8 protein-coding genes are annotated in these 14,464 nt (G+C 53.9%); all 8 read right to left on the bottom strand.

Annotation, left to right across the window (positions count from 1 at the left end; all coding sequences use genetic code 11):
- Positions 1-15: 15 nt before the first annotated feature.
- Entirely contained in the window at positions 16-1,617 is a 1,602-nt protein-coding gene (tssA, locus tag ACMWJS_RS10390) for a type VI secretion system protein TssA (RefSeq protein WP_414747029.1), read from the bottom strand.
- Positions 1,617-5,066: an ImcF-related family protein gene (locus ACMWJS_RS10385; protein ID WP_414747028.1), complete on the bottom strand. Its 3,450-nt coding sequence runs from the start codon at positions 5,064-5,066 to the stop codon at positions 1,617-1,619. Before ACMWJS_RS10385 ends, tssA begins: the two co-directional genes overlap by 1 nt.
- Positions 5,063-6,199, bottom strand: a complete 1,137-nt coding sequence (locus ACMWJS_RS10380) for a hypothetical protein (RefSeq protein WP_414747027.1) — start codon at positions 6,197-6,199, stop codon at positions 5,063-5,065. The genes ACMWJS_RS10385 and ACMWJS_RS10380 overlap by 4 nt, the downstream gene beginning before the upstream one ends.
- Positions 6,189-6,449, bottom strand: coding sequence for a PAAR domain-containing protein (locus ACMWJS_RS10375; RefSeq protein WP_072050499.1), 261 nt, complete (start codon positions 6,447-6,449; stop codon positions 6,189-6,191). Before ACMWJS_RS10375 ends, ACMWJS_RS10380 begins: the two co-directional genes overlap by 11 nt.
- A 115-nt stretch (positions 6,450-6,564) precedes the next feature.
- Positions 6,565-7,689, bottom strand: coding sequence for a T6SS immunity protein Tli4 family protein (locus ACMWJS_RS10370; RefSeq protein ID WP_414747026.1), 1,125 nt, complete (start codon positions 7,687-7,689; stop codon positions 6,565-6,567).
- The gene (locus ACMWJS_RS10365; protein ID WP_414747025.1) at positions 7,682-9,301 is read right to left on the bottom strand and encodes a lipase family alpha/beta hydrolase; all 1,620 of its coding nucleotides are present in this window, start codon (positions 9,299-9,301) and stop codon (positions 7,682-7,684) included. The genes ACMWJS_RS10370 and ACMWJS_RS10365 overlap by 8 nt, the downstream gene beginning before the upstream one ends.
- Before the next feature lie 3 nt (positions 9,302-9,304).
- Complete coding sequence (locus ACMWJS_RS10360) at positions 9,305-11,806, bottom strand: type VI secretion system Vgr family protein (protein ID WP_414747024.1); 2,502 nt, start codon at positions 11,804-11,806, stop codon at positions 9,305-9,307.
- Entirely contained in the window at positions 11,803-14,457 is a 2,655-nt protein-coding gene (gene tssH, locus ACMWJS_RS10355) for a type VI secretion system ATPase TssH (protein WP_414747023.1), read from the bottom strand. Before tssH ends, ACMWJS_RS10360 begins: the two co-directional genes overlap by 4 nt.
- Positions 14,458-14,464: the final 7 nt, after the last annotated feature.

Raw genomic sequence — 14,464 nt, 5'->3', positions numbered from 1 at the left:
GAGTTCATTTACCATTCAACCGCAAAGCACTGCACTGCTGGCCGGATCGAGTGCAATCAAACCTGCCAGAAGCTGGTCCATCTCCGGCTGAAGGCGTGATTTATCGGTTTCACTACGAGCGGCTTTCATACGCAGCAGTCTGAGGCGGCGCGATTTCACTTCAAATAACAGCGCCGGTGTCCACTGCGTGAGGGTGATTGACCGTGCGGCTCTATCGAGTTCACCCAGCAGATGCAGGGCCAGCTCATTTTTACCCTTTTGCTCGGCTATGCGGGCCATCAGCAGGCGCAGCAGCCATTTGTCTTTTGTAGAGTCGCAACCTGGACGGGTCTGGAGCCAGTGAAGTGTGGCATCCAGACCGTCAGTGTCCGCTTTATCCAGCGCTTCCGGCTCGAGGAGCAGGATATCGTTATCTGTCTCACCAGCAGCACTGACCGGCTCATCCCGCCAGTTGGACAAATCGCCCAGCACGCTCTGATTTATCCAGTTGAGCGTGACCTCATCGGCAAACGGCGTTCCGTCATTAAAGGCCAGCGTTTCAAGTCCTGTGAGACGGCTCAGCAGCCCTTTCAGATCGGCGATGATGATATCGGCCAGCACATCGTGCCCCAATTTCACCAGAGCCTGGTGGATATACCACTGCAAATCCAGCCAGAGGTGATTAGCACCACGCGAGAAGGTGCTGTCCGCCTGCTCCAGTATCTCCAGCCAGCTCTGTTGCAGGTACAACCGTTTAAGCATGGCCCGCTGGTCAGCCCGCGGTGGTTCGATACGTGTTTTCCCTTCGGCATCCGGTGCAGGGATCGCTCTCAGCGTGTCATGGCGCAGGCTTTTCATCAGCCGGTGTGCGGCAAGCCAGCCATCGGGCTGCTCGCGCAGATATCCCGTCAGGGTACGGGCCTGGGCCAGCAAATCCTGACCGGAGGTGATGCGGTTCAGAACCGGCGCATCTGACTCGGTCGCATGCGTAAAGGGCAGTGACTGCGCCTTATTCCCTGCGTTCTGCGGTACCACGGCATCCACACCCCCGGCCTTCATCAGGCGAGACTCCAGCCCGCTGTACAGGGCATTCAGCTCTGGCCGCGATGCTTCCGGCTCTGTCTCCAGACGGGTACTGATGAGCAGCAAGGCCCCGGCTGTACGCTGTGCATCCTCGCGTATGACCTCCGGGAACAGTGACAGACTGTCCAGGACACGGCTACCGGCAAGCCATTCCAGTGCAGCCTTGCGGCTTCGGTCCCGCTGCGGGTGAAGCTGCATGCCGTAGCGCTGCAATAATCCGGCAAGCAGTTCAAGCCCTTCGGCAAAGCCGGCTTCACCATCCTGGTGCAGTCGCGCCCAGCAGTAGTAGGTCGCAATCCGGATGTCTTTGGCCGTGGTGGTCAGTAACTTTTCAGCAAGCGTGCATATCAGTTCGGTATCGATCCCGGAGAGCTTATTAACCTCTTCGCGGATACGCTGAAAATCATCGTCATATCCCGGGTCTTCTCCTGTCGGACAGGCTACGCTTACCGGAGCAAGCCAGGGCTGCCAGTTATCCGTGCGCGTCTGCGCCTGTTCACGCAGCTGAGCATCGTCAGCCTGACAGGCGGTAACCAAATTCTGCAATGTGCTCATTATTCGACGCCCTCCATGTCATTGTTTTCCGTATTAGTCATCAGCGCCTGAGCGGTGGCCGCGCTGTCGACACTGAATATGTGATCCGGCAGCGTGAAACCACGCAGATCCAACAGCGCCAGCGGGCCTTTTCCGAGCTGGGAGCGGAGCACCCACTGCAGGGTGCGACCATCCGGTGCGGTAAAGCTCATCATCCACTGGCTGCGGTCAAGCTGCTGACGCTTGCTCAAGTCCAGCCAGCGGATAAAGCCCCAGGTCCCGCTGTAATCCCCGAACAGGCGCGCACCGGCGTTGACCGTGGTCCATGTCAGCATCGTTCCCGGCTTGTAAGTCTCTCCCGGCCAGCGGAAGCTTTGCCAGTCGGCCATCTGGTTGAAGTAGTGCAGCTTTTGTCCATCAATGGTTAGCTGCGTCTCCACCACCTGTGGCACAGGACGCGCCTGCAGCTCAAAGCTGATGCCCTGACTGCCATCGGTGAACAGGATGTCTGACAGCTGGCTCAGCTGGTTAATGGCCCGCAGGAAGGCCGGGTTAAAGTTCAGCCCCTGGCTGTTGACCTTATCCGGTACCCACTGGCTACCCTCTTTGTGCAACACACCGTTGAGCTCTGTCGACAAGAAGCGCTCTATCCGTCCACTGTCCTTACGCACAAATTCAGCCAGCATCGGCAAAGAGGCATCACTTTTGCTGGCAGCAAACGGGAAACGACCGTCAAAGGCAGTTTGCCAGTTCGCGACAACCGAACGGCTCCATTTGTCATTCAGACTGGCTGCCGACGGCTGAAGTACGGTCTCCCAGGCCTGAGTCAGCGGCTGCACAAACATTGTGCTGCCAAATCCGCTCCACTCCTCGCCAAGACTTGCCGAAATCAGGCTGCCGTATTGCTGAGTGTCGGTGAGGTCCACGCTTTTGCCCTGGAATACGGTCTGCGCCAGAGTCTGCATCATTGCCTGCGGGTCAGAAGCGCTGGCCACCTGCTGCAGTCGCAGACGCACGCGGGTGATACGGGTCAGATACGTCTGCAGACTCAGGGAGTTGTCCGCCGACATGACATTACCACCTTTGTTTTTACCCAGAAGCTGCAGCAGCGGACCAAAGGTATCGTCCAGCGGCCCCTGCGGCCCTGACGCAGACTGATCAATGGCAGGTTTATCTTTTCCACCGACGAGATCTTTAGCTGATTTGATGATGGAGTCCGAAAGACCTTCGCTTTGCTGGCCTGTCTGTCCCTGCCAGGCAAGGGTATTCATCAGGGCAATCAGTGGCGACTGGCGAACATCGCTCATCAGCGTAAGCTGGTCGGTAACGTCCGCAATATTGTTTGCCGGGTTCCAGTGCAGGCTGTTAAGGAAATTCAACCAGCTGCCGGCAAAGTCAATGAAATAACGCTCTGTCAGGCGTGCTTTGAGCGCTTCCGGCGACAGATCCGCCGATACGGCTTTACGGGAATCACTCAGCACCCAGTCAATTTCATCCCGGCGGGAATTTGCAGCCTTTTCGATAGCCTGCTGAATGCCACCTTCCCAGGCCTGGCGGGTGAACATGCCCGGCACGACCTCCTCGGTAGTAAAAAGTCGACGCGCATCGGTACCGCTGGTCATGTCCTCCAGGGAGACATCGGCGAAGTTACGACGCACTGACTTGAGCATATTTTCATACAGTGTGCTTTCAGCGTTACGACGCCCAATTTGCTGCAGCAACAGCTGGCGACTCTGGCTGACCAACTGCACATCCGGTGTGATTTTCCACTGTGGCTGCTTAGGCAGTTCGGTGATGTAGAAGGCCCACAAATCCGGCGCCAGGCTTTGCCACAGACCGGTAGAAATACCCATTCGTGTCGGCTGCACGGTTTTCAGGGTCTGCGCATAAAACGCGCCGTCGACTTTATCCGGACGAGACATCATCAGCCACGCTTTAAGCTGGTCATAACCCGGCTTCGCCAGCTGTGCACGCTGGTCGCTGTTGGGGGCAGAGTTTGCCAATGCGCTGAGTTTTTGTGTCAGCGCCTGATTCGCCGGGTCGCGTATCAGGCGGTTGTTTGCCACGCCGTACCAGGGCAGCAACGCATCGAGCAGCTGCTGGTTATGGTCCAGACCGAAGCGCTGGTACCAGGGCGCTCCTTCCTGAATACGGTGCTGCAGGCGGCCAGCGTCATTACGCAGGGTATGCAGAGCCGTGAGCTGGTAATCCGATACGGAAGGATGCTCCACCAGCGCATGCGCCTGCTCGGCAACAGAGACTATCTGCATGCGGTTGACCGCGAATGATAGCAGTGTACCCGCTCCCCAGATACCGATGATGGTCATAAGCGTCCAGGCCAGCGTCTGCTCCCAGGCCATACCGACACGGCGGCCACGAACTCGGATGCAGTCATCCACAATGCCCTGCCAGGTTACGGGCAGGGTCAACGCATGGCGTTGTGATTCGGGGATATATTTCTCAGGTTCGGCTGTCCCCTCAGTAGTATGAACAGGGTAACTGTCCGGCAGGCTGAACATCAGACCACGCAACGGAACACGCTGCTGAGAGGCAGCCAACCATGGCACCAGTTGTTGAGTCCAGCGGGCGATACCGCCGTCTTTGAGGTACTGGCCCAGACGCAGCAGGAAATCGTGGCCGTTGTTCTCAGCGACCTGACTCATCCCCTGTATCCGCAATGCAGGCAGCATCAGCTCAAGCTGACGGCTAATATCGTCAGCTTTGGCACGCAGCGGGAAACGGGCTCCTACCGCCTGTTCAGTACGTTTTGCCTGCGACCATTTGCTGTCACACAGTTGCCACAGCCAGACCGGCGCGGAATAACGGAGCAATTGGCTGATTTTTTCCAGCCCGCGTAAATCGTTGTCGCTAATCTGAGGGGTGAGATTAAGCGACTGCGGTACGACGCGAATTATTCCGTCCAGAGGACGACCGCGACGCAGTTTACGCAACGCGGTATATTTCTCCCGGCCAGGCTCTAATGCCAGGCTCCCGCCGTAAATCAGCACGGTGCGGTTGCCTTCAAGCCACTGGCTTTCCTGCAGGCCTGGTACCAATTGCTCTATAGCGGCTTCATTGCCAGTGACGAGCAGCAGGTGGACTTTGCGTCGCCAAAGGACGCCATAACGAAGATTAAGATGCTGTTTTAAATCGGTATAATCTCTGATGGTTGTGCTCACATCTGGAGTTGTTTTAGTTTCAGCACTTGAGGGTTCCGGTGGTAAATAAATGAGTTGTTTTTTTCTTTGCTTCCAGCGCCAATAAAAAGGAGAGCAAATAGTGCCTAAGAATAAAAAACCAAATACACCACCCCACACCGACCAAATTTGGCGATATGTCAGTCCATATTTAAGCAAGGCATCTTGATTAATAAATAGTAAAAACGCAGTTATACCCGCAAGGCCAACAATTAAAACAAGATAGCCCCAAAATCCATAACGTGCTGACTGTAATTCCTTTTCTTGGGTCATAAGTAAAGTTTCCGAGTAATCAAACAAAGCAGTCTGGACTGAGGTGATGCCTGAATAATTAATAATTGGTTAGCTTCAGTCTTTTGAGCCGCGTCAACCAACAATGCGAGTGAAACAGGGAATACCATTTCACCAGGGGGACCAAAAGAAAAATCAATCAAATTAAAAGGATGTTTCTCTGGAAGTTTCCACTGACATCGATCGGCATACTGAATCAGTTTTGAATTAATATCAGCAGGAATACCAGAAAGCCAGACATGGCGTAAATCACGCTTGTCAATTCGATTGTATTCAAAAAGCATATCTAAATCTTTTTCAATATTCTCATTATCCACAGGCATAACACGGCCTAATCCGGCAAGTACCGGTACAGCATGTTGTCTGGAAAAAGTTGAGGATGATAAAAGCTGGGCAGAGACCATTTCGCTGGATTGTTTCGATACACCTGCCAACCAGCATTGGAAACTAAGAACTAATATCAAACCATCAAAATTAACGTTATCGTGGAATTTTCCAATACACTCAACGGAACAATTTACTTCAGGAAGCAGATCCCATTGAGACAGAATAATCTGGCATACGTTCTTTTTGTCCCAACCAGAGGGTTGCAATACATAAATAGTATGCAAAAATTTCCGATAACCAGGATACTGTTGCTCAAGCTGTTTGTCGATCATATCAGACAAAACACGAAGGGAGCCCCAGGAATGTGACAACGACCTGACTTTATCTGGATATGCTGGAATATCAGACAGAGGTCCAAGAAAACTCGCGGCCCCGTTTTCCTCAGGAGTAAAGATAACATTACCAACCACTGACAACTGCTGTCGGCTCCAGTGCTGCCATAAAGCCTTAGTTCTATCAGTTTCTTCTTTCCAGGCAGAAAGAGCGCTCCGTGACTGCTCATAACGGTTTAGCGCTGTGCCAAAAATACATAACCATATGAAAAATGCCGGAAGTAGCAGGAAAAATACTATTTTAGTATATGCCTCCGTTCCCCACAAAGAAAAACCAAAAACAGAACAAACCATTAAAATAGAAATAAGAACAATCCCCCATCGCTTGTATGACAAGCTGGCAATTGTACTTTTTTTGGGTACTTTGGGGATAGGCCACATAATATCAAGACTCAATAGTATTTTCGATATGAGAACTAATGACTCTGCATCCACAGGAACAGGCGCAGTTATTAACAACAACGTTCATCCCATTTTCTGACGCTCCGGGATCACCTTCTTTTATCGGATTAATTCCGTGTTCTGGACATGAAACCAAATCACCGACCAAGGCAACCTGAATACCATTGATAAACATTGTCGACGACGCGGTAATAACCTTTCCACCATGGGTGGTATCATCACCCAGGCAAACAATTCCAGGCATATCTTCCTCTTTTTTAAAAATTAATTTACGACAATATAATGGTTTGCGACAAAGACAGCGCCCCACTTAATTATTATCGATAAAATTTTAATTTTCGCTGTATGAAAATACATAATCAAAACGCGCCGGGGCGCACGCGTACGCTACGGCTGATCGTGTCCCAGAAGGCGATAATTTCCTCCTTGCTGTAGGAGGTTGGCGGCATGGAATCATTCTCCAGGGTCAGAATAAAATTGGGAGTCTTGTAGCTGGCTGTCATTTCATTGATGAACATATCAAAGCCGTAACGTGGCTCGTCCTGAGATGCCTGTAAACCCGTTGCCAGAAACTCCTGGGCCTGCAGTCCGTTAATACTAAAGGCCCCTTTTCTTTCCACATGGCCACGGTACAAGTTACTCTCTATCTCACCAGCTCTCTCCAGCACCGTGTCTTTTTCTCGGGTGAAGTTATCGGTAGAAAGAATAACTCTGATATGTTCCAGTGTTTTACTTTCAAGCCCAACGGAGATATCTTCCCGTTCCCTTGCCGCCGGGTCGGTGGCAATAAACGCATGGGCGATACAGGAACCTGGTTTCGTCGGAATGACGTCATTATCCCTGCCGCTAATTCTCGCCATCAGCGACTGCATCTGGCTGACGTCACTTGCGACATAATCTTGAATTGGATCGCCATTTCGTTGTCTTTCATAACGTGAAGCTGAATCATTGACCGTTTGCTTCTGAAACTTGATAACCACACCATTGGTATAAATATATCCTTCCAGAATCCGCATTGCGTCCGCGGCACCCCCGTTTTCATTCCGTTCAAAAATAACACCATCCATACCAGTGGGTAACGGCCAGACTTTTTTTAAAAACGGCATATCCTGTGCGTCTATGGTTTTACTGTTTTGTAGCGCCTTTTCACGTAATGCTATTAACTGCACAAAACCTGGGTGGTACATTTTCTTTGTCGCCAGATAGGTTTTATACATATCCTCAGGCCGGGAAATCACCGCCGCCCAGATATTGTCATCCAGCGGTGCAGCGTCATTATAAGCCGTAAAGGATGATGGCAGGTCGAGCATATAGCGCCCGACGCAATAAGGTTTCATTTCAGCGTTTATTTTGTTCATGGTTACCTGCTGTGATGACGTCAGTGTCTGCGGTGATGGATTGTAAGGGCGAAAATACTGATACAACCCATATCCCGCTACGATGAAGGCGACCAGGATCATTGCTTTTTGTTTTATCTTATTCATGATAAGCAAGCCCTGTATTTTTCACCTGCTGTGCAATTCTTATAATTGAGCGAAGAGTAAACCAGCGCGCATCCATGGTGTTGTCAGGTTTGTACGCCCCCTCGTGGTCAACGCCCACACCGAGTTGGGCCTTTAACTTCGGAGAATTAATCACTGCCGCTCTGACCGGTACAGTGCCGTCACCGTCTTCCACAGGAGGTAATAATTCATATTTGCGGCTAACATACCCCTGGTCCGGTGTCTCCAGCGTTGCATAGCGTATGGTCTGGTTAAACTTGTCCGCCGGGTAGAATATTTCCCCCTGTTCGCTGACCAGCGAACGGTAGGCTTCCGAGGTATGTTTTCCACTTACGTCCTTCCAGTGCAACTCTGCATAAGAGGGGTAATTCTTCCCATCATTTCCATAAAAGGCATAGGTATGTTCATGGTAATGCCCATTAAGTTTCTCTATAAACGCACTAACATGATTGTTAATAATATTTTTGAAACGTTTCCAATCTTGTTCCAGCAATATCTTACCCTCGTTATTCTTTTCAGGGTTAATAAAGCGTTCCTCACATAATCCCCACCACACCGATCGCTGGGTGTAGATTTCCGTATACGGATTTGTCTGAGGTAAAGGCTGCTTAAGGCCTTCAACATGAAACCAACCCATACCGTATCCCTTACCAGGCAGTAGCTGCAAAGGCCCCGGCGCTTGCGACAGCACGGCGGTCATTTCAGCGCCATTACCACCAATGACTAAACCAGTTATTCCTGCCTCACCCGCTTTCATGCGCTTATAGGCCATCGGGGCACCACGATCCGGCATCACCCCGTGTACAATACCCAGAATATTTTTCTGTCCGAAATCTCCGTCCAACAATTCCGAATAGTAACGGGCAACCAGCCCTCCCATTGAGTGGGTTACCAGGATCACCTTTTCGCATTTGCGTCCGCTGGCTTTGTAATCGCCAATAATCTTTTCAATACGCTTGGCCAGCATTTTAGCTGAATCCACATTCGACTGTAGCCAGTTATAGCCCACTGCATGAACCGGAAAGAGGTACTGATAGCTTAAAGCCACTTCCTCAGTGGTCAGGGGACTCTCACCCGTTTCGGCTCCTAATGCTTTATCCAGCAGCCTCTCACGCAAGGTCAGGCAACCATTTTTGCTGGTCTTATTTGTTAACATTGTCTGGTTATCGTTCAGCGCTTCCTGGAGCCAGGGGAGGAAAGTGCCATAGCTCATCGCCCCCACTTCTCCCCAGCCTCTCTCTTTGCGCGATGAAAATAACAGCAGCTCTTCCGGACTTTCCGTCTCGATTTTCCCGCTGGGATCGACAACGGTTTTGGTAGGATCCAGTAATTTTTTTCTTTCCTCGGCGCCCCGCACTAACCAGGATTTCATGCTCCATGTTCCATCTACTTTCCAGATAGACTTGCCGTCAGGACTCATCAAATTACTCCCCATCACCCCCGGTAAAAATACAACCGGGATGACTCTGTCCGGCATCTTATAAAGTTTGAGCCATTGCTCCTTTTCTTTCGGCGTGGCAATGACCTTATAGAGTGGATGACCAAACTTGTCGTACCCCAGCAGGACACTATTGCTGTCAGTGGCTTCAATCATCGGTTAGTCCTCATCCTTCAGGTTTATTTCCATCAATGCAGGATCCATCAGGTTTTGCTTTTCCCCACGGCCGGATGCCGAGGTCATTAACTCCTGCACGGTACCATCGCTGTGCGTCAGGCTGATTTTCTGACCCGCTACGGGTGTCTCAGAATAGGGCCACAGCACTTCAGGCCCCATTTCAAATTCGCTGCTCTCCCACTTCTGGGCCGCCTGACTAAAACTCTGTCCACCAAACTTCTGCCACACCGCCCCGCGCTCGATGATTTTGTCCGGCGCTGCACACTCCACCGTTCCGTCCGCTATCCGGATATATCCCCCGCCGCTCGTCAGCACTATCTCCTGCTTCGCGCTGATGATGAGTTTTCCCTCACTGCTGCTGATGCGGATATCCTTCAGCGCATCCAGCGTCATCTCATCCCCCTGCGCCTGGATCTCCACTTTCCCTTTGCCGGCAAACATTTTGATGCCCAGCTTTTGCGCATACAGACCTACCCGCTCCCCGGCCGCCACGGTGAATCTTTTCAGCGCGCTGAAATCCGTGTGCCCGCCGCTGGTGCTGATGATGTTGTCTCCCGCCGACTGCTGCAGGCTTTTCCCTGTCACCTGCGCTATTCCTTCCGGCGCCGAGACCAGCAGCGCCGCTTTCTTTAAATCCGTCAGCGCCTCTGACAGTAGCGCCTTCTGCGTCTGCACATCTGCCAGTTCAGCCCTCGCCGCTTCTGCCGCGCTGCGTAACGCTTCAGCCAGTGACCGCGCCTGCTCCAGCTGGCTCATCGCTGCCTGCATCTCCAGCACCTCACCCTGCGCCCTGGCCTGCCCGTCAGCACTGATAAAAATCCCTTTCTGCGCCCGTATCGCGCCCCAGCTGTCCGTCCTGAGCTCAAACCCCTCGCCGCGCTGCTGTTTCTCACTGTCAACCAGGTGACCGAGGTTCAGCTGACTCTTGCCGCCGTACTCCGTGCTGACCTTGATGTGCTCTTTTCCACGCTCGTCATCGAGGCGGATTTTGTTGTTCGCCGGGGTACGCAGGACGTTACGTTTGTAGTTGCGGATGGTGACGTGGTCGCCGTGCGCCGAGTCGTGCAGCACGCCGGCAATGTACGGCCGGTCCGGGTTACCGTCCTCAAAGCCAATCGCCACTTCGGTGCCCGCCAGCAGCGGCAGGTGCAGGCCATAGGTGTCCCCTGCATAAGGGCGGGACTGACGCACCCACAGGCTCTCGAACCCGGTTTCCCAGTTATCACGGTCAAACAGCATGTTGACGCGGTAACGACCGTCTTTATCGATATGCCCGTAGGTGTCGTTCTCGGTGGTGCTGGTGACGCGGGCCGGTAAGGTGCCAGCCATCACCGGGCGTGCCCCTGGTTCCGGGCGGAAACCAAAATCGGTGCTGTCCGGAATGCCGTCAAAATCAACCGCAAAGTCCTTATCACGGCGAGCATACGTGTGCATCGCCGTGATGACCACGCCCTGCGCAAACACGTCGGCCACTTCATACCCGCCGGTGACTTTAAGTACCTGACCCGGCGAGAGGGTCGGACAGCTGGTGATGCCCTGTGCCCGGGTCTGACCATTCAGGTAGCGTTCGTGACGAATGCGGGCAAAAAAGGCTCCGGACTCCGGGGCCGGGTTGCGGTCATAGGTGCTGCCCGGCGTCAGGTAGTTATCCGCCCAGTGATAGGCATCACCGTACGTGGTGACATCCCCGCGGGTCGCTTCCACCAGGGTGTTCATGTCCTGCGTGGCCTGACGGTAGTTGTAGTCCCGGGTGCTGACCTGCTTCTGCACCACGTTGTGATGGCATTCCATTCCCCAGACTGAATCCACGCCTTTTGAATGCTGGCCCGATGGCGGTACCGACGGCAGCGTCAGCCCTTTTTCATACCCCTGCTGGGTGTCGTAAAACTCCACCACGTCAATGTTGAGGCGCGTGTCGGTGGTGAAGCGAAACCAGATACCCACCTCACCCAGCAGGCGGGTGATAAAGTGCAGGTCGTCCTCATCGTACTGCATCACCTGTTCACGGCGTGGATATTCTTTTGACAGCGAGAACAGAAAATCCTGACCGCGCATACCGTGGCGCTCGCGCAGGATTTTTTCCACGATTTGCTGAACCGACATGTCCTGGTAAATGGCGTTCTGGTGCGAGCGGTCGAGCAGCGCCAGACGTGGCCGGAGCGTCAGGGCGTAGCGGGTTTCATCTTTTGACGTGCTGAGGCGTTCAAAACCGGTCACCACGCCCTGAAGGGTGCGCACGGCCTGCTGCACTTTAATGCCGTAACCCTGGTCTACCGGGGCCTGCAGCGTCAGCGAACCGGGCTTCATCAGCATCGCCTCTCTGGCGACAGCGTGGTCACTGCTGGTGAATTCAATACGATAGCGGAACGGCGTGCTAAGAGCCTCATCACCTTCGAAAGACAGCACGTCGAGCGCGGACTCACAGCCTTTCACCGCCAGCAGGTGGTGGCTATGACTGTATCTTAATGGAGGATTATTACTCATGCGTCCACTCCCTGTTTCACATCAAATTCCAGCCCGATCCCCTCTTCCTCACTCCAGCTAAAGCGTAATGACTGTGGTTTCAGTTTTGCGGCCATATGGGTCAACAGTTGCTGACTGAGCACCGGCAGAATTTGCTGATTGAGCAGGCTATCGACGTTACGCGCACCGGTATCTGGCAGCAGGCAGGCTGAAGTCAGCGCATCATAAAGACTTTCATCAATGTGCGTGCTCAGGCCGTAGTGTCGATGCAGGCGCTTGCTGACCTGTGAGAGTTTCATTTCCACGATGGTACGCATGGCTGCTTCCGAGAGGGGGCGGTAAATCACGGTCTGGAAGCGGGCCAGCAGCGCCGGCTGGAAGTGATCGCGCAGTATCGGACGCAGCAGCTCGTGAAGATCGCCTTCGCTGGCCTCCGGCTGTTCGTCAAGCAGCTGCATCAGGTGGTCGCTGCCGAGATTTGAGGTCATCAGAATGACGGTGTTACGGAAGTCGATTTCACGCCCTTCGCCGTCGCGCATAAAGCCGCGGTCAAACACCTGATAGAACAGGTTCATCACGTCGCGGTGGGCTTTTTCGACTTCATCGAGCAAAACCACACTATACGGGCGCTTGCGCACGGCTTCGGTCAGGATCCCTCCCTGGCCATAACCGACGTAACCCGGAGGTGAGCCCTTCAGCTGGGAAACCGTATGCGGCTCCTGGTATTCGGAGAGGTTAATCGTAATGAGTGACTTCTCACCGCCGTACATGACATCGGCCAGCGCAAGCGCGGTTTCGGTTTTCCCCACCCCGCTCGGTCCCACCAGCAGAAACACGCCCTGCGGACCACTCTCGGAGGTGAGACCCGTTTTTGCCGCACGCAGACGCTGGCCGATGGCCTCGAGCGCCACATCCTGCCCGACCACACGTTTACCCATTTCATTTTCCAGGTTCAGCAGTTCGGTCTGCTCATCTTTCATCAGCGATGACAGCGGAACGCCTGTCCAGTCAGCAATCACGTTGGCAACGGTGCGTACGTCAACATCCACGGAGAGCAGCGGGTTGCTGTGCTGCATGCCGTTCAGTTCCTGCTGCAGCGCGCGCGTCTCGCTTTGACGGGAGAGGTCCTGGCGGCTTTCCAGCAGTTGTTCGGTGAGTTTCAGTTCCTGCCCGTACTGCGTTTCAAGCTCGTCGAGAGCAACGATAAGAGCGTTCTCTTCCTGCTCAATGACGGTCAGGCGTTCACCATGACTCTGATTGCCGACAGCAATATCTTCCAGCAGCGCCTGCTTCTCCATTTCAAGAGAGCTAATCTGCGAGCGAATGCAGGTCAGCTGTTCCGGCACCGTGTCGAGGCTCATCCGGACGCGCGCTGCAGCGGTGTCGAGCAGATCAACCGCCTTGTCCGGCAGCTGACGGCCCGTCAGATAGCGGCGGGAAAGCGTAACAGCAGCGCGTACCGCATCGTCGGTAATGTGCACGTGATGGTGCTCGGCGTAACGGGATTTCAAACCACGGAGCATCAGGCAGGCGGTGTCATCGTCAGGCTCATCGACTTTTACCATCTGGAAACGACGCTCCAGGGCCGCGTCGCGTTCGAAGTACTGCTTGTACTCGCTCCAGGTAGTGGCCGCAATGGTACGCAGTTCACCACGCGCCAGCGCCGGTTTCAGCAGGTTCGCTGCATCGGCGCCACCCGCCTGGTTGCCCGCGCCGATGATGGTATGCGCTTCATCAATAAATAGCAGGACCGGGGACGGGGATTGCTGCACCGCATCGATGACGTTTTTCAGCCGCTGTTCGAACTCGCCTTTCACGCCTGCACCGGCCTGCAGCAGGCCCAAGTCAAGGGTACGCAGAGTGACCGTTTTCAGTGATTCAGGCACATTCCCCTCGGCAATACGCAATGCCAGACCTTCAACCAGTGCGGTTTTCCCCACGCCCGGCTCGCCGACCAGAATCGGGTTGTTTTTGCGGCGACGAGAGAGGATATCCAACATCTGACGGATTTCTGTGTCACGGCCAAACACCGGATCGATCTTCCCTTCCTTCGCTTTGGCGGTGACATCGAGGGTGAATTTATCCAGCGTGTTCTGCAGCGCAGGGCTCAGTTCCCCCTCTTTCATTTCCGCACCAGCCGGACGCCCGACAAACTCCACCTCACCACCGTGGTTCTGTGCCAGCTCGGCTTCGCGCTGCATTTCCGGACGCTCATCCGATTGCGCATCCAGCAACGGTCGCAGACGCTCCAGCTGGCTCTGAGCAAGCGTTAACAACGGCCAAAGGCCGTCACAACGTGCCAGTTTTGGTTTTTCCACCAGGGCCATCAGCAGATGGATGCTGCGAATGTGCTCTTCGCCATTGAGTGAGGCAAGTAGCCAGGCTTGCTGCATCAGAGTCTGGATGTCATCAGAGAGCTGGGGCCGATGGCGCACGGATCGAGGTTGTCTGTCGAGCCAGCCAAGTAAATCCTGCCAGATGCCATCCATATCCCATTCATAGCGACGCGCCAACACCGTCAGGTCACCTTCCCCCTGCTCCAGCAGCTTCAGCAGCCAGTGCTCCGGCAGAATTTCGGCATGGGCACGGGTCTGACAGAGCGAAGCTGCGCCTTCCATCGCTCGGGCACAGTAAGGGTTCAGACGACGTAACAGGATGGCTGGATTTTCCATGAGATTC

It is taken from the genome of Enterobacter sp. HK-058-C-ECC, from assembly GCF_047531125.1.
Lineage (GTDB): Bacteria > Pseudomonadota > Gammaproteobacteria > Enterobacterales > Enterobacteriaceae > Enterobacter > Enterobacter quasiroggenkampii.
This window is presented reverse-complemented; position numbering and strand designations above follow the sequence as displayed.